14 protein-coding genes and 1 pseudogene are annotated in these 26327 nt (G+C 71.0%); 8 read left to right on the top strand and 7 right to left on the bottom strand.

All coding sequences use genetic code 11. The features are described 5' to 3' along the window. Nucleotides 1-27: 27 nt before the first annotated feature. A pseudogene (locus CMC5_RS08080) lies at nt 28-1500 on the top strand (CehA/McbA family metallohydrolase); the annotation flags it as partial. 130 nt (nt 1501-1630) lie between these two features. Here CMC5_RS08080 and CMC5_RS48915 read toward each other — a convergent pair. Then, nucleotides 1631-2728, bottom strand: coding sequence for an STAS domain-containing protein (locus CMC5_RS48915; RefSeq protein WP_342673938.1), 1098 nt, complete (start codon nt 2726-2728; stop codon nt 1631-1633). A gap of 665 nt (nt 2729-3393) precedes the next feature. Beyond that, nucleotides 3394-3840, bottom strand: coding sequence for a hypothetical protein (locus tag CMC5_RS44100; protein WP_156338350.1), 447 nt, complete (start codon nt 3838-3840; stop codon nt 3394-3396). A 455-nt stretch (nt 3841-4295) separates the two neighbouring features. Between CMC5_RS44100 and CMC5_RS08065 the strand changes: the two genes are divergently transcribed. Next, entirely contained in the window at nt 4296-6200 is a 1905-nt protein-coding gene (locus CMC5_RS08065) for an OmpA family protein (RefSeq protein WP_082362322.1), read from the top strand. A gap of 13 nt (nt 6201-6213) precedes the next feature. Next, nucleotides 6214-9378, top strand: coding sequence for an isopeptide-forming domain-containing fimbrial protein (locus CMC5_RS08060; protein WP_050429851.1), 3165 nt, complete (start codon nt 6214-6216; stop codon nt 9376-9378). 182 nt (nt 9379-9560) lie between these two features. On the opposite strand, the gene CMC5_RS08055 is transcribed toward CMC5_RS08060, so the two are convergent. Next, the gene (locus CMC5_RS08055) at nt 9561-10157 is read right to left on the bottom strand and encodes a ferritin-like domain-containing protein (RefSeq protein ID WP_050435778.1); all 597 of its coding nucleotides are present in this window, start codon (nt 10155-10157) and stop codon (nt 9561-9563) included. A 216-nt stretch (nt 10158-10373) separates the two neighbouring features. Between CMC5_RS08055 and CMC5_RS44095 the strand changes: the two genes are divergently transcribed. After that, nucleotides 10374-11408, top strand: a complete 1035-nt coding sequence (locus tag CMC5_RS44095) for a hypothetical protein (protein WP_050429850.1) — start codon at nt 10374-10376, stop codon at nt 11406-11408. 4 nt (nt 11409-11412) lie between these two features. Here the strand turns inward: CMC5_RS44095 and CMC5_RS08045 are convergent, their stop codons facing one another. Together CMC5_RS08045 and CMC5_RS08040 are read right to left on the bottom strand one after the other, a co-directional pair. After that, nucleotides 11413-12186 (bottom strand): hypothetical protein, encoded by a 774-nt coding sequence (locus CMC5_RS08045; protein WP_050429849.1) that lies wholly within the window; start codon nt 12184-12186, stop codon nt 11413-11415. A 33-nt stretch (nt 12187-12219) separates the two neighbouring features. Beyond that, entirely contained in the window at nt 12220-14973 is a 2754-nt protein-coding gene (locus tag CMC5_RS08040) for a serine/threonine-protein kinase (RefSeq protein WP_050429848.1), read from the bottom strand. A 63-nt stretch (nt 14974-15036) separates the two neighbouring features. Between CMC5_RS08040 and CMC5_RS08035 the strand changes: the two genes are divergently transcribed. Genes CMC5_RS08035 through CMC5_RS08025 form a run of 3 tightly spaced genes read left to right on the top strand, consistent with a single transcriptional unit; the run spans nt 15037 to nt 21146 of the window. Then, nucleotides 15037-15924, top strand: a complete 888-nt coding sequence (locus CMC5_RS08035; protein WP_050429847.1) for a DUF58 domain-containing protein — start codon at nt 15037-15039, stop codon at nt 15922-15924. A gap of 1 nt (nt 15925) precedes the next feature. Next, nucleotides 15926-17884, top strand: a complete 1959-nt coding sequence (locus CMC5_RS08030) for a VWA domain-containing protein (RefSeq protein ID WP_245678345.1) — start codon at nt 15926-15928, stop codon at nt 17882-17884. Nucleotides 17885-17921: 37 nt separating this feature from the next. After that, nucleotides 17922-21146 (top strand): VWA domain-containing protein, encoded by a 3225-nt coding sequence (locus CMC5_RS08025; protein ID WP_245678344.1) that lies wholly within the window; start codon nt 17922-17924, stop codon nt 21144-21146. Between the two features lie 237 nt (nt 21147-21383). Here the strand turns inward: CMC5_RS08025 and CMC5_RS08020 are convergent, their stop codons facing one another. Both CMC5_RS08020 and CMC5_RS08015 read right to left on the bottom strand, forming a co-directional pair. After that, nucleotides 21384-21590, bottom strand: coding sequence for a hypothetical protein (locus tag CMC5_RS08020; protein ID WP_050429846.1), 207 nt, complete (start codon nt 21588-21590; stop codon nt 21384-21386). Nucleotides 21591-22055: 465 nt separating this feature from the next. After that, on the bottom strand, nt 22056-23327 hold the full coding sequence (locus tag CMC5_RS08015) for a serine/threonine-protein kinase (protein ID WP_281180839.1): 1272 nt from the start codon (nt 23325-23327) through the stop codon (nt 22056-22058). 160 nt (nt 23328-23487) lie between these two features. Between CMC5_RS08015 and CMC5_RS08010 the strand changes: the two genes are divergently transcribed. Then, on the top strand, nt 23488-26127 hold the full coding sequence (locus CMC5_RS08010) for an MYXO-CTERM sorting domain-containing protein (RefSeq protein WP_169796480.1): 2640 nt from the start codon (nt 23488-23490) through the stop codon (nt 26125-26127). Nucleotides 26128-26327: the final 200 nt, after the last annotated feature.

The following is a 26327-nucleotide window of genomic DNA, read 5'->3' as shown; positions in this document are numbered from 1 at the left end:
GCACAGGGCCCATGTACCCTCCAGGGCATGTCACGCTGTGCCACGGTCAGGGTCCCGTCCACCGCCACGCGGGTCACCTCAGCGGTTCGCGCCGCCACGCAGATCACACCAGCGCTCCTCGCCGCCACGCTCCTCCTGTCTGCGCCTGCGCGCGCCGACGAGATCATCCTTCCCCTCGCCGGCGAAGCGCCCACCGACGGACCCGATCATTTCCTCATCCCGTTCGATGTGCCCGAGGGCATCGTCGAGATCGAGGTCCGTCACACCAACCTGGTCGCACAGAACGTCCTCGACTGGGGCCTCTACGACCCGACCGGGTTCCGCGGCTGGGGAGGCGGCAACGCGGAGCCCGCCGTCGTCGGCGTCGAGGCGGCGTCCCGCAGCTACCTCGCCGGTCCCATCTCCGCCGGCACGTGGCACGTGGTCGTCGGCAAGGCGCAGATCAAGACGACACCTGCTGCCTACACGCTCGAGATCGTCCTACGGGACGCGGGGACCCTGGCTCCCCAGCCCGAGCGCGCCCCTCACGTGGCTTCACCGCCGCTCGCCACCGGACCGCGGTGGTACGCCGGCGACTTCCACGTCCACTCGATGGAGAGCGGGGATGCGCGCCCGCCGCTCGATGAGATCGCCACGTTCGCCCGGAAACGCGGGCTCGATTTCGTGGAGATCACCGATCACAACACGACCTCGCAGCTCGACTTCTTCAACGCCGCGCAGGCGCGCCACCCGGATCTGCTGTTCGTTCCCGGCGTCGAGTTCACGACGTACGACGGCCATGCGAACGGTGTCGGGGCGACGCGCTGGGTCGATCACAAGATCGGGCTCGATGGGGTCACCATCGAGGGCGCTGCGCGCGCCTTCGCGGATCAAGGCGCCATCTTTTCCATCAACCATCCCATGTTCGACGTCGGCGATCTCTGCATCGGTTGCGCATGGGCGCACGATCTGGGCGGCGAGCACATCGGCGCCGTGGAGATCGCGTCGGGCGGGCTGTCCTACACGGGGAACGGGGTCTTCACGTGGCCAGCGATCGCGTTCTGGGACGCGCTGTGCGCGCGCGGGCTCCACGTCGCCGCGCTCGGTGGCAGCGACGACCACCGCGCTGGCGTCGATCTGGGACTGTTCCAGAGCCCCATCGGCGATCCGACGACCCTGGTCTTCGCCGAGGAGCTGAGCGTGGCGGCGCTGCTCGACGGCATCCGCAAGGGACGTACGGTGGTCAAGCTGCAAGGTCCTGACGATCCGATGATCGAGCTGGCGTCGAGCGTGACCCCGACGGGTGACACCATCTTCGCTCGCTCGACCACATTCCAGGCGCGGGTGAGCGGTGGCATCGGCGCAGAGCTTCGCTTCGTACACAACGGTCAGGCGCTCGATCCGGTACCGATCGACACCGATCCGTTCGTCGGAGAGTTGAAGGCCACCGACCCGGGAGACGGTGAGGATCGTTTCCGCGCCGAGGTGCTGGTGAACGGGCAGCCACGGACCGTGACGAGTCACCTGTGGTTGCGCACCGGCACGGCCACGGATCCGCTCGCTCCCGGTATCTCGGCAGCGAACGAAGGGGGCTGCGGGTGTACTGTTCCAGGACGCGATGGCCCGCCGCCGCCTGCAGGGCTCCTGGCGCTCAGCGTGGTGGTCGCGTCGGTGGTCGTGCGCGCGGTGTCGCGGCACAGGCCGCCATCGCCTGGTGGAGGTTGCGGAGGATCTGCACCCCTTCCAGCGTTGCCTCCTCTTCGACCAGCTCGCGCGCGAGGGGGGCGCGGACGCCCGACAGGATGGGGCGGGCGCCGAGGAGCGTGAGGGCACGGACCAGGGCGAGGAGATGGGGGACGCTGATGCCGCTCGCGCCCGTGAAGTCGAGAATGACGTTCTGTGCGCGTCGCTCGACGATGCTGGAGAGCAAGGTCTCGGTGATCTGGGCGCTGCGCGCGCTGTCGAGTTCGCCGATGACGGGCATGACGAGGCTGTTCTGGCCGACATCCAGGATCGGCGCCGAGAGAGCGAGGATCTCCATGCGTTGCTGCTGGATCATCTCGTCGCGCTCCCGCCGGGCGGTGACGTCGAGCATCTGGACCAGGACCGCTGGTTTGCCCGTAGCCGGATCCTTGGTGGGTCGCGCTTCCATGAGACACCAGCGGGTGCCTTCGCGGGTCTCGGCCTCGACCTCGTCCCGGAAGGTCTGCCCTCCCGCCGTCGCCTGCTTCAAGCGCTGGAGAACACCGGGGTCGGTGAACCAGGCGTCGATGGTCTCGCTGACATCGAAGACGCGCTGAGAGGCCGGGTTCTGCATGAGGACGGCGCCCGAGGCGGTGACGAGGGCGACGATGACGGAGGTGTGGCGGAGGGCCTCGACGCCACGAAGCTGGACGGGATCCACATCGTCTTTGGGGTGGGCCTCGCAGAGGACGGCTGGGTGGCCGTCGTCGAGGTGGATGGCAGAGAGGATGCAGCGGATCCGGACGGCTGCTCCGCCAGGAAAGAGGGTCATCTCCTGGACCAGGACCTCGCCTTTGAGGGTGGCCTCCTGGTTGACGCGCTGGCGGGTGCGCTCGGCGTCGGAGAGGTTGGAGAAGTCGCGCTGGTACAGCTCCTCCGGTGTGGCGGCACGCCAGAAGGCGAGGCCGTTTCGGTTGGCCCAGGGGATGCGGCAAGCAGCAGCGTCGTAGACCCACATGGGGGTGCCGAGGGGCTGAAGTGCGGCCAACCGCTGGTGGAGATTCATCTTTTCAGGGGTACCAGACCTCGGCGGCGATTCGGTCGGGTCGTCGCAGCTGAAACGAGTCACAGGCGAGGGGCGCAGGCGAGGGGGCGTTCCGAGGGGTGGGCTCTCCGCTGAACTCGCGCCTGGTGGAGGCTGGGGCGGGGCTGGAAGGGGGAGATGAGGCTGGGGCGGTGGGGCGGGCTGGAGGCTGGCGCTCGGACAGGGCGCGGAGAGCCCACCCCTCGGAACGCCCCCTCGCCTGCGCCTGGTTGGTGTTCAGGGGTGGGGTGGGGACGTGGGCTTCGGGCAGGTTGACCGGGAGGGGTCGGAGGGGTCGCGAGGGGCGTACCCCTCGGGGGGAGGCCTCGTCGGAATGTCGATGCGGTCGCAACCCTCGGGAAAGGGCCTCGTCGGAGTGTCGGGGCGGTCGCGGACCGTGGGGGGCGACGATGGAGGCGCTGGGCGGTCGAGGGGATGCCCGTCGAGGGAGGTCGGAGACCTGGTGTGCCCCGGGTTGGGGGCGATGGGTCTGCTGGATGGCGGGGCGAAGGCGAGGGGGCGAGGCGTCGAGGGTGGGTGGGATGCTCAGCCGAGACGTATCGGGTGGGTCATCATGAGCTTGCTGCAGCGAGGGAGGGGGCCCGGGGTGGTGGGACCGTCGGGAGCGCTCTTCCGTCGACTTCGAGTCAGTCGACTTCGAGGTGGAAGTGGGGAGGGGCGGTCTCTTCGAGGGCGGTGATGCCACCGGCTTCGGCGACGATGGCGAGGAAGGCCTTCTTGTCGGCGGCGGTCATGTCTCGGTTCCGGATGTCGACGGCGCCCGCGCGCAGGTGGGCGGAGAGGTACACCTTGCGGTCGATCTGACGGCGGATGACGTCGTGCATCGCGGTCATGATCTCTTCGGGGGGTTTTCGGGCGGCGCGGCCGGTGTCGTAGGTGGCCTTGATTTCGCGGATGGCCTCCTTGTTGCGGTAGAGGCGGAGCACGTCGGCGCCGAGCTCGAGCATCTTGTACATCGCCTTCGCTTGCCGGGTGGCGTCGCGGGTGCCGCTGGTGATGGTGAGGTGCTTTCCGGTGCGGCGGAAGTAGGCGAGATCGAGCTGCGTCATGCGCGCGGCGACGTCGTCGGGCATGACGACTTCGGGTAGGGCCGTGTACGGGGGGCGAGCATTGTGCGGGCTGGTCCGTGTCAGCCCGAGAGGTTCGTGCGGTGGACCTGCGAGCTCCTCCGCGGTCAGGCCGGGGAGGACATCACAGTCGGGTTCGGGCATCGCTGCGTGCGGTTCGCTCGATGTGCGAAAAGGCTCTGGTGCCCAGGGCAGATCGAGTTTCTCGAGGTCACGTCCGCACCCTGCGGTGCAGAGGAGCGCGCTGGTGAGCGCAGCGCTGACGAGGAGAGACGAGCGCAGCATCGATCGCCGTGGAGATGCCACAGGGTGCGAGCCGAGGGAAAGAAAGCGACGTTGTGTCACTTCCAGTCTGGCTGCGGACCCGTGGAGTGGTGCAGGATCGTCGCGACGATGGGCCGGAGCTTGGGAGGAGCTTGCCCTCTCGGCGCTCCGGAGACCTTGGGAGGTTCAGCTTTCTCATGCACGCCCGCACTCGTATCACCCACAGGACGACGGCCAGCGCCGTGTTCCTCTGTCTCTCGGCGCTGGCGGGGTCTGCCCTCGCGCAGACGCAGCCAGCGGCAGAGGGGTTCGCGCTGAGCCGCTTCCAGCCAGCCCCGGCGGGGGACCGGATGTTCGGTGTGCCCTCGCCGTTCGCGGCTGGGCCGATGACGCCGCACGTGATGTTGCTCGGCGACTACGCGCAGGAGCCACTGGTCCTGCGGTCCTCGGACAACGAGGACCTGGGCGCGGTGGTCGGCAACCAGTTCCTCCTGCACCTGAACGTCTCGATGGCGCTGTGGAACCGGATCACCCTCAACGTGAACATGCCGTTCGCGTTCCAGGGCGGGAGCGGGGGCTCGGTCAACGGGACGGCGCTACCGGCGCCGAACGGGGCAGGCCTGGGCGATCTCCGCCTGGGAGCGCGCGGGACGCTGTTCGGTGACTACCACGATGCCTTCCAGATCGCGATCGGCGGCTACGTGTGGCTGCCGACGGGGAGCCGTGAGGCGTACGCCGGCGACGGCGGGGTCCGGGGGGTGCCGCAGCTCATCGTGGGTGGCATGGTCGATCGGTTCATCTGGACGGCGTCGGCCGGGGTGGAGCTCCGGCCGACGACGGCGTTCGCGAACGTGGAGTCGGGGACGATGGTCCAGTGGGGAGCGGGTCTGGGCTACCAGGTGAGCGAGGACCGTCGGCTCCAGCTCAACGCCGAGCTCGCGGGTGGGGTGGGGCTCGGCGACACGCAGCTCCGCACGACGAACGTGGAGCTGCTCCTCGGCGGTCGCTACCGGTTCGCCGGTGCGATGGAGGCCGGGCTCGGGGTCGGCCCGGGGCTCACGCCCGGGATCGGGACGCCTTCGTTCCGAGGCGTGGCCTTGCTGGCGTATACGCCGGAGGTGAAGCCACCGGTGGTGGATCGCGACGGCGATGGAATCGCCGATGTCGACGACGCTTGCCCCGACGTGAAGGGCGTGGCGAGCGAGGACAGGTCGAAGCATGGCTGCCCGCCACCGCCGCCGGATACGGACAAGGACGGCATCCTCGACGCGCAGGATGCCTGCCCGACGGAGCCGGGGGTGCCGAACGTGGATCCGGCGAAGCATGGCTGCCCGCCGCCGAAGGATCTCGACAAGGACGGCATCCTGGATCCGGACGACGCTTGCCCGGGGATCCCGGGGGTGGCCGATCCCGATCCGAAGCTCAACGGCTGCCCGCCGCCCGACCGAGATGGCGATGGGGTGCCGGACAAGGTCGACGTCTGCCCCGACATCCCCGGGGTGGCGACGAACGATCCGCAGACGAACGGCTGCCCGCCGGATACGGACGGCGACGGGATCCGCGACGACTCGGATGCGTGCCCGCGGGAGAAGGGCAAGCCGAACGCAGACCCGGAGAAGCACGGCTGCCCCACGGCGGTGCGCGTGACCGAGAAGGAGATCATCATCCTTCAGCAGGTGCAGTTCGACACCGCGAAGGCGACGATCCGGGCGGTGAGCAACGAGCTGCTCGACGAGGTGGCCGGCGTGCTCGCCGATCACCCGGAGATCCTGAAGATCGAGGTCCAGGGGCACACCGACAACCGCGGTGCCGCTGCCTACAACCGCAAGCTGAGCCAGGACCGCGCCGACTCCGTGGTGAAGGCGCTGGCGCAGCGCGGGATCGCGGCGTCGCGGCTCTCGGCGAAGGGCTACGGCCCCGACACCCCCATCGCAGACAACAAGACGGAGGCCGGACGGCAGAAGAACCGCCGCGTGCAGTTCCAGATCACGGAGAAGCAGAGCAAGGAGCCTGCCGATCCGGATCAAACCGACGCGCAGCCTGCGACGTCCCCAGGGTCACCGTCATCGCAACCTCAGCCGGCGCAGCCGCAGAACCGATAACTTGGAGGAAAGAATGAGACAGCGACGTGCCATCACAGGGCTCATCGGCGTCGCCCTGCTGGGGGTGAGCCAGGGGACGGCCCTCGCCGATCCCACACTGCGGGCGCAGGTGTCCCAGCGAGGCGACTTCGTCCTGATCGGGAACACGCTCGCCCACGACTGCGCGAACCCCGCGAACACGCTGGTGTCGGTGGGGGGGCAGCCTGTTGACATCGTGGGCGCTTGCGGCACCAACACCACGGACAGCGCGCCCGACGTGTACTGGCGTGCGGACCTCCCCGCGGCTGGCCAGGCCACGGCGAACACCTCCATCACCCCGCTCCAGGCGCGGAGCACGGCGGTGCTGACGTTGCCTGCAGGGGCCGAGGTGACGCATGCGTACCTCTACTGGGGCGCGAGCCAGAACACCCCTGACCTCAACGTGGTCCTGGAGCCCAACGGAGGCGCCCCGGAGAACATCACCGGGATGCTCTCCGGTACGGCGAACGCGGGCATCCTCCACTACCAGGCGTATGCCGACATCACGACCATCGTGCAGACCCAGGGCTCCGGGCGTTACCGGGTCTCCGACGTCGACGCGATCCCCCTCGCGAACATCAACCAGACGTTCGCGTACGCGGGCTGGTGGATGGCGGTGTTCTACAAACTCGAAGGCCAGCCCATGCGCAACCTGGCGCTCTTCGACGGGCTGGACTTCGTCTTCGATGCGCCGCAGCAGCTCACGCTCAGCGGGTTCGTGGTGCCCAACGCCGGCATCCAGGCGAAGCTCGGCGTCGTCGGCTATGACGGCGACAGCACGACGGGCGACGCCTTGCTCTGGGATGGAACCCCCCTGAGCGACGCGCTGAACCCGCCCAACAATTTCTTCAACAGCACGCGCTCGTACCTGGGCACCGCGGTCTCCACGACGGGCGACCTGCCGCAGCTCACGGGCACCGCGCAGAGCATGAGCGGCATCGACCTCGACGTGGTGGAGGTGCCGAGCATGCTCCTCACCCCGGGCCAGACCGAGGCCGAGGTGACCGCCGATCTCGAAGGGGTGGACAGCTACCTGCTGGGTGGGCTGATCACCTCGGTCACGACGCTGCTGCCTGATCTGTCGACGTCGACCAAGTCGGTCGATGACCTGAACGGCGGCGGCGTCGCGCCGGGTGACGTGCTGGAGTACATCATCGTCGTCACCAACACCGGCGACGACGTGGCCCACAACGTCACGCTCACCGACGTGCTGCCCGCAGGGCTCACCTACCAGGCCGGCTCGCTGGAGATCTCCGACGGGCCGAACATGGGCGGCAAGACGGACCAGGCCGGCGACGATCAGGCCGAGTATGCGAACGGCACGATCACGTTCCGGCTCGGAAACGGCGGGAATGCGACCAGCGGCGGGACGCTCGCCATCAACGCGGAGACGACGGTGCGCTTCCGGGTGACCGTCGACAGCAACGCGAGCGGGACGATCGCCAACCAGGCCATCGTCTCCGCCACGGGCCCTGGTGGAGGGACGCCTCAAGACTACCCGACCGACGGCAACGGCAACGGGCCAGGGGCGCCTCCGACTGGCGTGCTCATCGACAGCGATGGCGATGGCCTCGGCGATGACGAAGAGCTGGCCATCGGCACCGATCCCTTCGATGCCGACAGCGACGACGACGGCGTGCCCGACGGGATGGAGATCGATCCCGGTCTGGACACCGACGGTGACGGGCTGATCAACGCCCTCGATCCGGACAGCGACAACGACGGGCTCTACGACGGGACCGAGATGGGCCTCGACTGCAGCTCGCCCGGCACCGATCTGACGAAGAAGCACTGCATCCCCGACGCCGACATGGGCGCGACCACGACCGATCCGCTGAACCCGGACACGGACGGCGGTGGCGTGAGGGACGGCGCCGAGGACTTCAACCGCAACGGCCGCGTCGATCCCGGCGAGACCGACCCGACCGCCGGGAATGGTGCCGACGACGCGAGCGTGGTCGACAGCGACGGCGACGGCCTGAGCGACGGGCAGGAGCTGGCCATCGGCACGGATCCGAACGACGCCGACAGCGACGACGACGGCGTGCCCGATGGGCAGGAAGCAAACCCTGCCGACGACACGGATGGCGACGGGCTGATCAACGCCCTCGACCCGGACAGCGACAACGACGCGCTGTTCGACGGGACCGAGATGGGCCTCGATTGCAGCTTGCCCGACACCGATCCCGCAGCCGGCCGCTGCATCGCGGACGGCGACATGGGCGCCACCACGACCTCGCCGCTCAACCGGGACACCGACGGCGGAGGCATGAGCGACGGCTCCGAGGACTTCAACCGCAACGGCGTGGTCGACCCTGGTGAGACCGATCCCACCGAGGGCAACGGCGCCGACGACGTGAACGTGGTCGACACCGACGGCGACGGCCTGAGCGATGGGCTGGAGATCTCCCTCGGCTCGGATCCGAACGATGCCGACAGCGACGACGATGGAGTGCCGGACGGCGAAGAGCCGAACCCGAGCGACGACACCGATGGCGACGGGCTGATCAACGTGCTCGATCCCGACAGCGACGGCGACGGGCTGTTCGACGGAACCGAGATGGGTCGGGACTGCAGCAACCCCGCGACCGACATCTCGGCGATGACCTGCATCGCGGACGCCGACGGCGGCGCCACGACGACGAGCCCGCTGGATCCCGACACCGACAAGGGCGGGGTGAGCGACGGGGACGAGGACGCGAACCACAACGGCCGCATCGACCCCGGAGAGACGGATCCCAACGATCCCTCCGACGATCCGATCCCCTGCACGGTCGACGTCGACTGCGGTGGGACGAACAGCGGGCGCGTCTGCAACGCAGCCTCCGGAGTCTGCGTGACCGGCTGCCGCGGTGAAGGCGGCAACGGGTGCCCCGAGGAGCAGGTGTGCTCGTCCACCGACGAGACCATCGGGCAGTGCGGACCGTCCGGAACCGGCGGAGCTGGCGGTACGGGCGGCGGTGGAACCGGCGCCGGTGAACCCGGCGTCGGTGGCTCGGGTACGGGTGCTGGCGGGGAGGCCCCCACGAACGATGTGTTCGTGCAAGGCGGCGGCTGCTCTTGCTCGGTGCCTGTGAGCAGCGAGGAGCAGGCGACGTGGGGTCTGCTCGTGGCGGGCGTCGCGGCAGCCGTGGTTCGACGGCGCCGGACGCGACGCTGAGTCATCCCGAAGCGGGGTGAGCGCCACGGTGCTCGCTCCGCTTCACGCCCGGAGACGCCGCGCCGTCACACGCCTGACGAGGCCAGCTTCTCCCGGCTCCCCTCTCTCTCCCCTCCACACCTCGCTGGCATCCCGACCTCGGGTATCCGAGCGCCTGGCACCTCCTGTCGTCGAGGGTGCCGTCACTTCGCGCGGACGAGGGGCGTGTCCACGAGGTGCTGCGACAGGAACCAGGCCTGCATCTCGTTGGTGCGCACCACCTGGCTGACGAGCAGGTCGTTCGTCCCGTCGTCGCCTCGGTCGGCAGCAGCGCGGGCCTGCTGACGGGCCTGCACGAGGATCTGCTCGTGGGCTTCGAGCATGCGCGAGATCTGGACCGGGACCTCTTCACGTCCGCTCGGCGGGCGCTCCAGCGTCGAGCGCTCCGCCACGTCGTGCGGCATGGCGACGGAGATGCCGCCCAGGATCTGCACGCGCTCGGCGAGATCGTCGACCAGCTCCACCTGCTGCTCGAAGTGCTTGTCGAACAGCTCGTGCAGCGCGATGAAGGTGGGGCCCGATACCTGCCAGTGGTGCTTCTTGTACAGGTCGCGCAGCACCATGGTGTTGGCGAGGATCTGGTTGAGGGCCTCGACGCTCGCGAGGCGCACGTCGTCGTCGAGCCCGATGGGGACGCGCGTCAGCGTCCCGTAGGGCTGGGTCTCTTCGCTGCGCTGTCGCAGGATGGGCTGGGCCTCCTGTTGCCGCCCGTTCGGGCCGGCGCTCCCTGCGGTGGGCATGCTGGCGGTCGCGGCATTGCTCCCCTTCTGGAAGGGTTGCATACGCGACGGGTTCATCGTGGCCATGAGTTCAACCTCCGCAGGCTGAATGGCGCCGGGGAGGGAGGGCGCCGAGCGGGTCTGCGAGCATTTGAGCGTCGGGACATGCCGGCCCTGCGGGCCCTCCCGGGCGCGGCGGACCAGCGCTGTTCAGCACGCTTCGGCTGAAGGCTGCGCTTGCATCCTCGGCTTGCCGCCCTCAAGGTGGGCGCCGTGCGCACCCGGGAGGCGACCTTCCTCATCACCGCGGCCGTGCTCCACGTCGCGATCCCGGTGATGGCCAGGCTCGCGCCCGAGCCGAAGCGGGTGCTGATCGCGAAGTCGAGCGGCTCCTACGAGGAGATCGTGGTGGAGCTGGACGCCGAGGTGCTGCGCCAGCGCGTGCCGCGGACCGTCCCGGAGGTCCAGCCCGAGACGCCCACGCCCCAGGAGGAAGAGCGCGATCCGAACCGGCGGCGCGTCCCGACCGAGAGCGTCCCAGGCGCCGTGACGCCGAGCGAGGTGCCGTCGGCGAGGCCCGAGGGGCCGCCCGAGGTGCCAGGCGAAGGCCCCGTCGAGCCGCAGCCGCCGACGCCGACGCCCGCACCGACCGGGCCCGATGAGTATGGTGGGCCTCCGCCCCCGGAGCCCAACGCGGGCGTGCCCGGTCTCGGCGGCTCGCCGGTCTGGTCGCTCCCTGGCGTGCTGCCCGATCGCGGTCCGCCGCCTCCCGCGCCGACGGTGGCGCCGGGGAGACCCGACACACCCAGCGACAAGGCCGGGCAGCTCCTGCGGGACGCGATGCGCACGAAGGACAAGGCGCTCGGGTTGGATCTTCCCGCCGCCGGAACGGTGGCGTCGGCCGTGGTGGCCGCAGCACGCGCGGCGGATACGCCCTCGAAGGCGCGGGCGACGTTCGAGGTCCGGATCAGCGGGTCGGGCCAGGTGCTGGGCGCACGTCTCGTCTCGTCGACGGCAGGGACGCCGGACATCTGGTCGCGCGTGGCCATGGCCGCGAAGAGTCAGCTCTCCGGCAAGACGCTGGCGATGCCCTCCGCGTTCTCCAAGGGAGCGCTGGTCTACGTGAGCATCGTCTCCAGCGTGAAGATGCCGAGCGGCTCCGAGGGCGGCGTGAACCTGCAAGGAGCCGGCTTCGGGTTCGACGTGTCCGACGTGGGCGCGCACGCGCAGCGGGTGATCACGTCGAGCTTCAAGGTCGTCGCGGTGGAGTAGCGCTTCAGGCGCGCCGCGGGGGCGTCGACTTTTTGCCGCTCGGAGCGTCGTCTTCTTCCTCGTCACCTTCGTCGTTCGGCGGGTCGGCGGGCGCCTTGGCTGGGACGGCCGTGGTCGTGGCAGCCTGGGTCTTCTTGCGCCGCCCCCTGCGGACGATCGCCCCCACGCCCGTCACCAGGCCGAGCCCCAGGAGACCCACGGCCGAGGCAGCCGCCGGGACACCACCGATCCAGACGAGGAGGGGCTTCGGGGGCCGCGTGGGACACGTCAGGCGCGTGTCGAAGCGGCAAGCGTGGAGCGCCTCGATCTCTTTCTTGGTCGCCTGGACCTGCGGGACGTCATGCGGCATCCCGCTGAGCGCGAACCCGGCGAGCGGGTATGCGGCTGCGGCTTCCTGCTTGGATTGCGGGTTCCGCACCAGATCGGCGAACGCCTCGATGCGCGGCAAGAGCTCGATGGTGTTCGCCGCCGCCGCCACCCGACGGCCGAAGTCTTTGCTGATCGTCCCCGCGCAGGTCGCGGCCCGGTACTCGCCCTCGGAGAGGTAGATCGTCTGGCCGTCCGGCCCCTCCCACGGCTCCGTACCGGAGGCGACGCGCGCCTCGCGCATGGAGTTGCGGGCCTTCGCGATGCAGCCGGGGATGCGCGGCCTGGGGTGGAGGTGCTCGTCGGCGTAGCCCTTGTACGAGGCCCCCGCGACGCCGCCTCCCACGAGGGTGATCCCGAGCAGCGTCAAGGCGAGCCGCTTGCGGGAACGGGGAGCGCTGGCAGTCGTCATGGCGGGGCGTTTTGGCCGCCCCGCGGGACCGTGTCAAACGCAATCGGCCCGGCGAAGCGCGGCCTTTGCGGCGACCTCGTGCCAGGTGTTCGCGGAGTCCCGGTGCCCGGCGGCTGCCGAGAGGTGTTCGAGGAAACGTGCGCAGGCCAGTTCGCCGTGCGCTTCTCCGGCCTCGCGCGCGCGCGCCATCGCGGCGAGCGCCGTCAGCAGAGAGGGGGCGGTACGGCCGGTCGTGGCGAGTGCGATGGCGTACGCGAGGAGTGCGCGTGCTCGGCGTGCCGGGGGAAGTTCGACCTCGGCCGCGGCGCGGAGCTGCCGGAGGGCGTCGGATTTCGAGCCCTTGACCAGGGCGACGATGCCGCTCATCCGCTGGACCAGCTCGGGGTGGGTGCCGAGGCGATGCAGCTCTGCGAGCACGCCCTCGATGCCATCGAGCTGGCCGCGCACGAAGGCCTCTCGCGCCGTCTCGACCAGGCGCGTGCCGAGGTCGAGCGGTGACATGACCGGCGAGCGGGTCGTCGCTGCCAGGGGGTCGGGATCCGGGAGGCGGAGGCCGAGCTGGGACGGGCCACCGCGATCGTCGGGGCGGATGACGGTGGTGGCGGGCTGCGGTGAAGGGTCGTGGATGACCGGCGAGGAGGGCTGGTGCCCTTCGGGGAGCGTGTCCTGCCGCGGGCGGTAGCCGGCGCTGATCGGCGTGCGGGAGTCCGGTGTCGGGCCGTCGAGCCGCTCGGAGAGGGTCGCGAGCGGCATGCGGTAGGTCTGCGGCGAACTCGAGGCGTCGGTGTCCTCGTCGACGATCCCCTCGCCTGCTGCTTCTCGCTGGGCGGCTGCGGCTTCCTGATCGGCGGCGAACGAGAGCAGCTCGGCTTCCGCGGTCTCGAGCAGGGCGCGACCCGCAGCGCGGGCGGCGCGGGTGGCCAGCTCGACGGCCGCGCATCCGTCGTGGGCCTGGGCGGCGTGCCAGGCGGCGTCCGCCAGCGTGAGCGGGCCGCCTTGCTGGCAGAGCGTGCTGGCGGTCGTCGCGTGCCAGCGGGCGCGATCGGTCGAAGGGATGAGGGTGAGCAGCAGGTCGCGGAGCGTGCGGGAGCCGAGGGTGAGCCAGCCGGGCTCGGTGCGGATCACCCAGCCTCCATCGACGAGGAGTTGCTCCACGGCAGCGAGGCGGGCGCTCGCACCGGCGAGGGGGGTGGCGAGTTCGTCGATGGCGCGTTCGGAGGCTTCGCCGCCGAGGAGCGCGAGGGCGGTGAGGGTGACGCGCGGAGGAGCGCCGAGGCGATCGAGTCGCCGAAGGAGCCAGTCCTTCGCCGGGGAACGCGGCGCGCCATCGGGCGGCACGCCAGGCAGTGCGCCAGGCAGTGCGCCAGGCAGTGCGCCAGGCAGTGCGTCAGCAGGGAGGCTCGCCAGAGAGGTCGACACGATCGCGTCGGTCATGCCCGGAGGCAGGATCGTCCTCCCGGCAGGATCACCGTGACCGGCCGCGGAGGAGCGGGGGGCCGCGATGTCGTCCACCCAGCGGAGCGCCCCTTGCTCCAGGCCTTCGCAGATCGCCTCCCGCACGGCGAGCGGTGACCCACGCCCGCGGCGCGCCCAGCGGCGCGCGGCCCCTGGTGTGATGGCCCCGCCGAACAGCGCGCGGGCCAGGTCCTCGGCCTCGGCGGCGGAGAGCGGTTCGAGGGTCCGGGTCGAGGCGACGGGAGCGACGGCGAGCGCTGGAGGAAGCGTCTCCTCCGCCGTGACGCGGGCGACGGCGCGGGCGGCCCTCCGCCTCCCGACGGCGCCGGCGATGACCTCCAGCGACCAGGGATCGACGTCATTTGCGTCGTCGATGAGGATCAGGCCGGGCGGGGTCTGCTCGGGGTGCTCGGGCGTGAGCCAGGCTTCGAGGAGCTCGGCGGTGGTCCAGAGATCGGCGCCGTCTCCCGCGAGCAAGCGCGAGAGCGTTTCCTCCAGGCGGCGCGGGAGCGGCGGCGCCTTCGTGGAGGCACGACCGAGGGCGCGTCGCAAGGCGCCGAGGGGCTCGCGCGAAGCGCCCGCGGGGGTGACGAACAGGGCACGCCCGGGCTCGACGCGCGCGCGCAGCTCCAGCAGCGCACGGGTGCCTCCGACGCCTCGGTCCGCCCGCAGGACACCGACCACACCCGCAGGCAGAGAGAGCAGTTCGAGCGCAGGCGCCGACCCCACGAGCAGCGGCACCCGCAGCTTGGCGACGCTCTCGGCGGCCGCTCGGCGGAAGGGCTGGCGCACGTCGAGGCGGAGCCCGCGGACGCGCCGGTCGTCTTGCAGGCCACGGCGCACACCGCACGTGAGCAGCTCGCCGGAGACCGCCGCAGGGAGCGCAGGATCGAGCAGCACCTCCCCCGGATCTCCGATGAACGCGAGAGCGACGGCGGCGAGCAGCGGCTGCCCCCAGGAGAGCACCGCCTGACGCCCCCACTCGCCTGCCGGGATCATCTCTCCCTGGGCGATGCCGACGGCGAAGCGCTGTCCGGGAAGGACGCTCGGGTCCTCCACGGCCTGGATGGCGAGAGAGACGGCCTCTTCCAGCTCGTCCGGCCCCAGGGCGAACGAGAACGACTGGGCACCCCAGGAGCACAGCGTGGCGCCGAGCGCCTCCGCACGCTGCTTGAGGGTGAGCGCCCGGGAGAGGTAGGTCGACGAGCGGGGGGCCGGCTCCTCGGGTCGAGCTTCTCCGAGCGCGAACGCTGCGGGTGAGGGCGGGACGCCGGTGGGGGCCCCCTCCGCGGCAGCTACCCCACGAAAGCTCACGACGATCCGCTCGGGCATGGATGGGGACATGATACCGGCCGCTGGCTCCGTTCGCGAGAACCGGCTTTACTACGGGGCTCGATGGTCTCCGAGAAGCCCGAACCTCTGCTCGGCCCGAGCTTCATCCGGGAGCTGGAGGTACTGAGGCGGCGGCTGGAGATCCGGGCACGCTCGGGCGGCGGCGGCGAGCACCTCGCACGGAGGAAGGGCGGCTCGGCGGAGTTCCAGGAGCACCGCGCGTATGCGCCGGGCGACGACATGCGGCGCATCGACTGGGCCGCCTACGCGCGCACGGGGGATCCGGTCATCAAGCTCTTCCGCGCCGAGGAAGACGTCATCGTCCGGATCGTCACCGACACATCGGCCTCGCTCGGCGTGGGCGAGCCCTCCAAGCTCGACGCGGCGAGGCGCCTCGCGGCTGCGATCGGCTACATGGCGCTGGCGCGCTCGGAGCGCGCGCAGCTCTTCCTCGCCGCCGAAGGGGTCCGCCGCGAGCTTTCGCCCTCGCGCGGACGCGGTGGCCTCGGCGGCCTGCTCCGGGCGCTGGAGGCGCTCACCCCCTCGGGTGGGACCGATCTGGCGCGGGCGGTGGACGGCGTGGTCCAGCGCAGCCCGCGACCCGGCATGCTGGTCACCCTGTCCGATTTCTTCGATCCCGGCCCGGTCACGGCCGCGCTGGGCCGCGCCGTGCAAGCAGGGCACGACGTGGCGCTGGTCCAGGTCGTCGCCCCGGAGGAGGTGGATCCGCAGCTCGAAGGCGACTGGACGCTGGAAGACGCGGAGACCGGCGCCCTCGTGGACCTGACCCTGGATGCAGCGGCACTCGAAGCGTACATGGAGCGTTTCGCCGGGCTGTGTGCGGAGCTCAGGGCGTGGGCACGCAAGCACCGCGCGACGTACGTCCGTGCCAGGACGGACGAGCCCCTCGAAGGGGTGGTGCGGCGCTTCGTCGCGCGGAGCGTGGACTGACGTGACACCGCCTTTCGCTCAGGGAGCTGGCGCTGCCGGCTCGGCCCTCACCCTCCTCGCCCCGATGGGGCTGCTGGCGCTCGCGCTGCTGGGCCCCCTGATCCTCCTCTACATCCTCAAGGTCAAGCGGGAGCGGCGCCGGGTCGCATCCACCTGGCTCTGGGCAGCCGCCCAGCGCGATCTGATGGCGCGGGCGCCGTTCCGCAAGCTCATCGCGCAGCTCCCGCTGATCGTGCAGGCCCTCGCGCTCATGCTCCTGGCGCTCGCCCTCTCTCGCCCTGCGTCACGTGGCCGGGAGTTCACGGGCGATCACGTGGCGCTGGTGATCGACGTCAGCGCCTCGATGTCCGCGATGTCGACGTCGCCGATCGGTGAGCCCACGACGCGCATCGCCCTCGCGCGGCAGGTGGCCCGCGATCTCGTCTCCTCGCTCGCGCCGGGCAGTGACGTCATGCTCCTCGAAGCGGCCCGTGACGCGCGCGTGATCGCACCGCTCGACCGGGACCTGGTCCGGGTGAAGGCGTCGCTCGATCGGGTGATGGCGCGCGACGTCGAGGGGGATCTCGGCGCGGCGGTGGCCCTTGCCGTCGATCGCCTTCGCCAGCTCGGCGGCTCGCGCCGGGTCGTGGTGCTGACGGACGGGAACCTGGCCCATCCAGCGTCACTCACGGCAGCGGCCCTGCCCATCGAGGTGATCACCGTCGGGAGCCCGGTGGAGAACGCCGGCATCGTGCGGGTCGACGTCCGCTCGGGGACGGCGGCGGGCACCGGGCGGGAAGAAGTGCAGGGCTTCTTGCTGGTCGAGAACTTCGGCCAGCACCCGCGGGACGTCTACGTCACGATGCGGCAAGAGAACGCCTCCGACGTGCTCGCCTCGCGCCGCGTGCTGGTGCAACCCGGCGAGCGCCTGCCGGTGGTGCTCACGTTCCAGGCGACGCCAGGCGACTACCGGCGGGGCTTGATCTTCGAGCTGTCGCCGCGCGACGCCATGCCGGTCGACGACGTCGCCTACAGCCGCGTCCCGGCTGGCGACAAGCTGCCCATCTACCTCGCCAGCGCCACCGGACGCTCGGCGTGGCTCGAGCGCGCCCTCGCCACCGATCCCATGTCCTCCGTGACCGTCGGGACGCTGGAGACGCTGGCTTCCGCTGGCCTCGACCTCGACACCTTCGTGGTCATCGACGGCGCCTGCCCCCCGAACCCACCCGGCGGTGATCTGCTCATCGTCGACCCGCCCCCGGGCAAGTGCTTCGGCACCGTCGTCGGCCACACGCTGGAGCGCCCGATGTTCACCTCGTGGGAGGCGGCGGATCCCCGGATGCGCTTCCTCTCGCTCGACGGCGTACACCTCGGCAAAGCGCGCGCGCTCAAGCCGGAAGGGCCGACGCAGGAGCTGGTGCGCACCCAGGAAGGCGTGGTGGTGACCGACATCTCCACCGGCAGCCGCACGGGCACGCTGCTGGGCTTCGACGTGGGCGACAGCGACTGGCCGCTCAAGGCCTCGTTCGTGCTCTTCATGCGCAACCTCATGGAGCAGGCCCGCACCCACCGCGCCCAGGGGGTCACCGGCCCCACCCGCGCCGGCGAGCCGATGCGCGTGGCGCTCCCGACCACCGCCGAAGGGCTGGAGGTGCTCGATCCCGAAGGGAAACCCCTGGAGGCCTCGCTCCGCACCGGCCTCGCCGTCGTCGCCGAGACCCCTCGCGTCGGCCTGTACCGCGTGTCCTGGCGCGGCCCGCAGGCGGGCTCGGTGGTGATCCCCGTGAACCTCACCAGCGCGGCGGAGAGCGATCTCACCCCGCGCCCCCTGGAGACGAAGGGGGACGTCGCCGTCGCGCCGGCCGGTGCGCTGCCCGAGGGACACAAGGAGTGGAGCTGGGTGCTCGCGCTGCTCGCCCTCGGGTTCGTCGTGTTCGACGTCTGGTACTTCACCCGCTCGCCTCGGCGGAGGCCCGCATGAACGGCCTCGCACTGCGCTCGTCTCGACGGAGGCCCGCGTGAGTCACCTCTTCTCCCCTTCGGTGCGGAGCCTCTTCCCCTACGGCGCGCTCGTTCTCGGCCTCCTCGCCTTTGCGTGGCTCGTGGTCCAGGCGGTCCGGGCCGGCGTGCACCGGCGCCCGCTCCTCTTCGCCGGGATGATCCTGGGCGCGCTGCCTGCGCTCTACATCGGCCTCGTCTGGTGCGGCCTCCTGCATGAGAGCTACCTCCGGCTGGCTCGACCGTGGGTCACGCTCCTCGCGCTCGCCAGCACCGCGTTCATCGCCTTCCGGCTCACCCAGGCCCCCCAGGCCGCCCGTCAGGGACGCGGGCGCCGCCGCTTCGGCGATCTCCTCACCATGCTCGCTGCCTTCACCGCGGCCATGGCCGCGGCGGGCCCCGAGATCGGCCGCCCCCTCGACCGGCTGACCCTGCTGCTCGCCATCGATCGCAGCCGGTCCATCGACCTCGTCCCGGGCGCGGAACAGCGCATCCAGCAGGAGATCTCGGTCGCCGAGCTGGGGATGCGCGACGACGACCGCATCGGCGTCATCGCGTTCGCCGCCGAGGCCGCGACCGAGGATCCGCCGCGCCCCCGCTCCGAACTCGCCGCCCCCCAGCGCGTCGCCCTCGGTCGCGACGGGACCGATCTCGCCGCTGGCATCCGCCGCGCGATTGCCGAGGTCCCTTCCGACACGGCGGCCCGGGTCGTCGTGCTCAGCGACGGCGTTGCCACCCGCGGCGACACCATGGCCGCCGCCGCCGCCGCGCTCGCCGCCGGCCTCCCCGTCGACGTGATCCCCCTCGAACAGCGGTTGGTCCCGGACATCCGCGTGGTCGCGCTCCGGGCGCCGGGGCGTGCCGACGAGGGCGAGCCGTTCGACCTGCGCCTCGTCACCTCCTCGCCCACGCCGGCCGAGATCGAGGTGCGCCTGAAGCGGGACGGCGTGCTCGTGTCGCGCGCCGACGTGGCGATCGGCGCGGGCGAGGACGTGCTGCGCATCCGGGAGAAGGCGGAAGGCCCCGGGCTGCACCGCTACGACGTCGAGATCACCGCCAAGGACCCCCAGCTCGACCAGGCCGCCGAGGACAACGCCGGGAGCGCCTTCGTGCGCGTGCGAGGCCAGGCCGTGGCCCTGGTGCTCGAAGGCGACGAAGGCCAGAGCGCGTTCATCGCGGGCGCGCTCCGGAATGCCGCGTTCCGCGTCGACGAGGGGGGGCCCACCCGCGTCCCGGCCGACCTCGCCTCGCTCGCCGCGTACGACGTGGTGGTGCTCAGCGACATCGCCGCCCCCACCCTCTCCACGGGCCAGCTCGACGCGCTCGCCAGCTACGTGCGCGACCTCGGCGGCGGCCTGATCCTGATGGGTGGCGACCGCAGCTTCGGCCCTGGCGGCTACGCGCGCACGCCCATCGAGGAGATCTCGCCCGTCTCCTTCGACCTCAAGCAAGAGCACCGACGCGGCAGCCTCGCCGAGGTCATCGGCATCGACATCTCCGGCTCCATGGCCGCGACCGCGGGCGCCCACACCAAGCTCGAACTGGCCAACGAGGCCGCCGCCCGCTCGGCGGCGCTGCTCGGCGCGGGCGACATGCTCGGCGTCGCCCACGTCGACACGGTGGTGAAGTGGAGCGTCCCCTTGCGCCCCGTCGTCAACAAGACCGCCATCGACCATGCCATCCGCGCCGTGGGGCCTGGCGGCGGCGGCATCTACGTCGACATCACCCTCGCCGCCGCGTACGCCGAACTCGACAAGGTCAAGGTCAACCTCAAGCACGTCATCCTGTTCGCGGACGGCTCCGACGCCGAGAACCTCGCCCCTTGCCGCGCCATGGTCGACGGCGCCTTCCGCCGCGGCATCACCACCACCGTGGTCGCCCTCGGCAACGGCAGCGACGTCCCCGAGCTGGAGCACCTCTCCCGCCGCGGCGGCGGCCGCTTCTACCTCGTCGAGGACGCCACCCGCCTCCCCGCCGTCTTCACGCAGGAGACGGTGCTCGCCGCCCGCTCGGCCGTGGTCGAGAAGACGTTCCAGGCCGGCAAGGGCGCCCCCTCCCCGATCACGGCCGGCGTCGACATCGGCGCCGCCCCCGCCCTCCAGGGCTACGTCGTCACCATCCCCAAGGGCCGGGCCTCCGTGGCCCTCACAGGCCCGGACGGCGACCCTCTCCTCGCCACCTGGCCCGCGGGCGTCGGCCGCGCCGCCGCGTTCACCAGCGACTTGAAGAACCGCTGGGGCACCGCCTGGACCCGCTGGCCCGGCGCCGCGCGCCTCATCGCCCAGACGGCCCGCGACGTCTCCCGCAAGGAGGAAGACGCGCGCGTCCGCCTCGAAGCCGACGCGTCCGGCGGCGAGCTGCACGTGCGCGCCACCGTCGTCGGCGACGACGGCCGCGCCCAGTCGTTCCGCCGGCTGCTCGTCCACGTGGCCGGACCAGGCGGCATCGCCCACGAGCTGCAGCTCGAAGCCTCGGGTGCCGGCGCGTACGCCGCGACCCTTCCCTTGTCGCGACCTGGCGCCTACATCGCGGTGGCGCGTGACGAACTCAGCGGCGATCTCCTGGGCACGACGGGTGCCGTCATGTCGGCAGGCGACGAGCTGCGCCCCACCGGCAGCGATCTCGGCCTGCTCACCCGCATCGCCGAGCTCACCGCCGGCAAGCGCCGCGACACCCTGGCCGGGATCTTCGCCGACCGCGCCGCCCGCCGCTTCGCCTACCAGGACGCCACTCCCTCGCTCGTCCTGCTCGCTGCCTTCGGCCTCTTGCTGGCCGTCGCCGCGCGCCGCCTGGCCCTTCCCGAGGCGCTCCAGAAGCTCCCGCAGCGGGTGCGCAGCGCGCTCACCAGCCTGCGCGCGTCCCCGCTCCCCGTCGCGCCGACCGGCCACGAGGCCACCATGGGAGCGCTCCTCGCGGCACGGGACCGCACGCGCCACCCCGCGCCGCCAGCGCCACCGGCCTCCCCTGTGAGCCCCGCAACCCCCGCGAACCCCGCAAACCCCGCGGCCTCCGCGAGCGCCACGCCGCCGCGCGCCCCGGTGCCAGCTCGCCCTGCCCCCGTCGCGCCGCCCTTCCCTGGAGGAGCAGGTCCGGGGACCCACGGCGCCCCCATCCCCCCCGCCATGGGCCACGCCCCGGTGCCCTCCGCCACCTCCGCGACGCCCGCGCAGGCCGCAGGGCCCGCCGGGCGCCCGCTGACCGCCGCGGAGAAGATCCTCGCACGACGTCGCGGACAATCACCGTGAGGCAGCCGATTCCACCGAGGCCATGCTCGGTCGGCGGATGTCGATCATGACATTCGCATCCCGATAACACCGCCTCCCCACCGCGGGTTGCACCGGCCCCGAGGCGAAAGTGGGTAGGCTGGCGCCCTCACCATTACGACAGAAACGGCGCCGGGCGCGGACCTTCGTTTTCACGAAGTCACCGCGCCCGACGTTCGGCTCGGCTCGGATTGGGTCACGGCACGGCAGAGCGTGCCGTCACCCCCTCTGAACGCAGCCCTGAAGCGTTCCGTCCCAGAAAATGAAAGTCAGCCGACCGTCATCACGAATCACTTCGATGCAATGATCGGTTTTCCGGCTCGCTTCTTCGCCCCGACGCATGGCTTCCATGCGTCCTTGCACGCGCAGGTGTCCGTTCGGAGTCACGATGGAGAATTCTTGATCAGGAGTCGTCACGGCGTTCATGGGCACCTCTACGGTCGATACGTTGCAGCACTCGGTTCGATAGCGGGTCGTGCGTCCTCTTCGGAAGGCATAGGGCAAGACCCGATACCAAGGCTGCATTGCGCAACCACTAGATCAATAAAATTGCGCTTATGATGCTATTGGCAATATGGGCGTCGGCGTGTACGCGCGCAACTAAATTGTTCCCCGAGCAGCCCACATCCTGCTCAATGTGAGGCAGCTCGTGTGTATGCCTCAGGCCATTCCCTCTGTCTGCTCCTGAGGTTTCCCACTCTGCCCTGGTCATGCAGCAGGTCGTCGCGGGTGACCCACCACCCAGAGGGCGCGGTCTCGGTGAGATCGATTATGGGGCTGGGATGCTTATGTGGTGGGCAGGCTCGCGGCGTCGCGCCTGGGATTCATGACCACGTTCGGGGCGATGGGCCCAGCCGACGGCGGATCGTCATCGGCTCACGAAACGGCGGCTCATCCCCGGCTCAGGAAGTAGACCACGAGCGCGGAGCCCACACCGACCAGCAGAAGAATCAGCACGAAGAGGCCCGCGCTACTGCGCTGGCTCCCGGTCGGGATCGGGGCAGGCGGCTGGAAACCCGGCGGGCCCGGAGGGCCTGGGGGGAACGGGGCGGCAGGTAGACGCAGCCCCTCCGGGTGCATCACGGAGGAGATGGGGGTGCCGACGAGGGTCGGCGCGAAGTCGGAGCTAGGCCCGTCGGCTTCGAGGTCCGAAATGCGGGGTACGGCGCGCGCCTCCGGCGAAGGGACGGGCATGGCGCGCCCCAGGGCGGGCACGGCCATCGCTGGATCGAGGCGCGGCGCCACCACCTGACGCACCGCCTCGGTGGGAGGAGCGAGCATCGCCGCGTCCAGCGCCCACCGCTCCGGGAGAAGCGCGCGCATCGCCTCGAACATCTCGGCCGCGCTCTGGAACCGCTGCGCGGGATCGAACTGGAGGGCGCCGTGCACCACCGCGGCGAGCTGGGGCGACACCCAGGGCGCCACGTCCTGGATCGGCGGCGGCGGCTCGCTGCAGATGGCGATGATCAGCTCGCCGAGGGCGGTGATGTCGTCGTGCGGCCTGCGCCCCGAGAGCATCTGGTAGAGCACGATGCCGAGCGACCAGAGGTCGCTGCGCGGGTCGATGTCCTTGTTCCCGCGCGCTTGCTCGGGCGACATGTAGAGGGGTGAGCCGAGCACGCTGCCGGTGCGGGTGAGCCCGCTGTTGTCGACGTCCTGGAGCCGGTCGATGACGATCTTGGCGACGCCGAAGTCGCAGACCTTCACCGTCAGCTCGCCGCTCTCGCCGCGCAAGAGGAACAGGTTCCCGGGCTTGATGTCGCGGTGGATCACCCGCGCCTCGTGGGCCCGCGACAGGCCGAGCGCGGTCTGGGCCGCGATGCGGAGCGCGGCGTCCGGGGAGAGGAGCTGGGTGCGCGCGAGCACCTGGGAGAGGTCCTCGCCGTCGAGGTACTCCATGACGATGAACGGCTGGCCGGTCACCGGGTCGGCGCCCGTGTCGAGCACCTCGGTGATGTACTGCGACTGGATCGAGCCGGCGGCCTTCGCCTCGCGCTCGAACCGCGCCAGCGCGGCTTCGTTCCGGCTGACCGAGCCGCTCAGCACCTTCACCGCGACGCGGCGTCCGGTCCCGCGGTGACGCGCCTCGTAGACGGTCCCCATGCCTCCGCCTCCGATGGGGCGGGAAATTTCGTATCTGTCGTCGAGTATCTGTCCAATCACGAGGGCGTCCGGAGCCTACACCAGAACGTGGGACTTCCGCTGCGCCAGCGGTCGGAGATCCAACCGAGCAGGCACGATGATACGGTCGCAGGTCATGCGGCAGCAGGGCGGACGCGGGGATTCGGGGAGGCGCCGAGGTGGTCTGGGTGGAGCGCTGGCGTTGAGCCTCGCCATCGCGCCCGCCGCAGCGTGGGCGTGGACACCTCTGGCGGTCGAGGACGATCCCCTGGTGCGCATGCCCGGGACCCAGCCCGACCAGGGGTTGATCCTCGAGGCGTCGGCTTCGTGCATGGACTGCCACGCGGACTTCGATCCGAACATCGAGTCCGGCTTCACCTGGCGCGGCTCGATGATGGCCCAGGCGGGGCGTGATCCCTTCTTCTGGGCGGCGATGACCGTCGCCGCGCAGGACTCCATCTGGGCGTTCGGTCGCCCCAACGCCGCGGATCTCTGCGAGCGCTGCCACATGATCGGGGGCTGGCTCGGGGGCCGCTCCGATCCGCCGAACGGCAGCATGATGGCGGGGCGAGATTTCGATGGGGTGCAGTGCGACGGCTGCCACCGCATGTTCGATCCCTTCTTCTCGGCCACGGCGGCCGGGCTGCGCGAGGGCGACGACTGGTCGGGCTACTGGGGCGAGTCCGGCATGAGCTCCACCCCGTCGCAGGCCGCAGCGGCGCTCGCCCAGACGCGCGACGCGACCGAGGCCCAGGCGATCACCCTGTTCAACGGCGCTCCTGCTTACGATGCTCAGAATCAGCCGGCGTTGCCCGGCTACACCGAGAACGCGAGCGGGCAGTACCACGTCGCCGCCGACATCCGAAAGCGCGGCCCCTACGCCGACGCCGTGTCACCGCACAGCACCGGGTACAGCCGCTACCACAAGAGCAAGTTCTTCTGCAGCACGTGCCACGACGTCTCCAACTCGGCGCTCGCGAACCGGGCGTTCACGGCGACGACGCCAGGAGATGGCGCCACCGTCCTGCCCAGCGAGGAGCAGTCGGCGTTCGCGTACCACGGCGTCGAGCGCACGTTCTCCGAGTTCATGCTCTCGGACTACGGGCAGCCCGGCGGCGCACCGGGCATCGGTCCGTACGAGCCGTCGAGCTTCGTCACCTCGCGTCCGGGCAACGTGATCGCGACCTGCCAGGACTGCCACATGCCGCAGCGCACGGGCCCGGGATGTGACGAGTTCGACGCGCGCATCCGGCCCACGGAGAGCGTCGAGCACCCGCTGGGCGGCCAGGGCATCCACGATCTCACCGGCGGCAACGCCTTCATTCCCTGGATCCTGGCGAGCACCGTCCCCACCTCGCCGAACTACGACCCCGAGAACGCGAGCTTGCTCCGCCAGGGCCCGAACGCCCTCACGCTCGACCTCGACGCGGGCCTCGGCCTGGATCCCCATGCGCTCCTCGCCGCCTCGAACCGCGCCGTCATGCAGCTCAAGCGCGCCGCGGCCATCGAGCAGCTCGCGTACGATCCGGCCACCGGCGCCCTGTCGTTCCGCATCCAGAACCACACCGGGCACAAGCTGATCACCGGCTACCCCGAGGGGCGGCGCATGTTCGTCGGCGTCCGGCTCTACCAGGGGGCGAACCTCCTCCACGAGGTGAATCCCTACGACGGCGCCGCGGGCACCTTGAAGGGCCTCGCCGGCTCACCGGGCAGCCCGGCCCTCGGCGCGGCCGAGAGCCACGACGACGCGCTGGTGTACGAGGCCCATTCGAGCAGCAATCTCACGGGCCAGGACCACACCTTCCATTTCGTGCTCGCCACGGGGATGCACAAGGACAACCGCATTCCCCCGCGTGGCTTCCGCGTGGCCGAAGCGGCGGCGCGCCAGGCGGAGCCCCACTGGGCCGGCGCCGCGGCGCCTTCCCATTTCACGGCGGCCGAGTATGCCGGCGGCCACGACGATGTCTCCATCACGCTCCCCCAGGGCGGGGATCGGGTCGTCGTCGCGCTGTACTATCAGACGACCAGCCGCGAATACATGGAGTTTCTGCGCGATCAGATCAATGGCAATGGTGGGACGCTCGCCTCCCCCACCCTCTCCGGAGAGCCGCAGGCCTACGTCGCGCAGACCGACCCCTTCTTCGCGAAGCTCCGGCTCTGGGGCGACACCATCTGGAACCTGTGGCTCCACAACAAGCAGGTCCCGGGCGCGGCCCCGGTGCTCATGACCCAGGCCTTGCTCGCCATGCCCACCTGCCAGGGGCAGCCGAACGGCACCCCGTGCGAGGACGGCAATCTCTGCACGACGGGCGATACCTGCGTCAATGGGGCCTGCGTCGGCGGGGGGATGCCGGACTGCAACGACCAGAACCCCTGCACCGACGACGCCTGCGATCCCCAGCTCGGCTGCGTGGTCGAGCACAACACCCAGCCGTGCGAGGACGGGGACCTCTGCCACGGCCCCGAGGTCTGCGCCTTCGGCGTCTGCGTCACGGGGCCGCAGATCTACTGCTATGACGGCGACCCCTGCACCGACGACACCTGCGACCCCGCGATCGGCTGCGCCTTGACCAACATCTGCGGCGAAGGCGGCGCGGGCGGCGCGGGAGGCGCGCCGGGCACGGGCGGGATGAGCGCCGGAGGCGCGGGCGGGACGAGCGACGGGGGCGCGGGCGGCAGCACCTCGACGGCCGGCGGCAGCGCCCCGGCAGCGCCCGACGAGGGGGGCTGCGGGTGCTCCACCCCGGGCACGGGTGGCGCGGCCGGCGCGGCTGGCGGAGGCGCACTCGCCCTCCTTGCCTTGCTCGGGCTCCGCAGCCGGCGCACGCGTCGACCTGCATGACGCGCTGACGTTTCCCCGCGTCTCGCGCTCGTCGAGGCAATGACGCGCTGCATTCGACGAGAGGGCTGACGCGCTGCATTCCTCGGCGCCTCGGGGAATCCGTTCGGCGCTTCGAGCGTGCGTCCTGGATGCTTGACCCCGTTCGCGCGCAGACCATAACCTGCATGAATCGGGTGAGCTTCTTGCTCGCCAGGAGATCT

The organism is Chondromyces crocatus, from assembly GCF_001189295.1.
Taxonomy (GTDB): Bacteria; Myxococcota_A; Polyangia; order Polyangiales; family Polyangiaceae; genus Chondromyces; species Chondromyces crocatus.
Note: the sequence above shows the minus strand (reverse complement) of the source record. Positions and strands in the feature narration are given on the sequence as shown.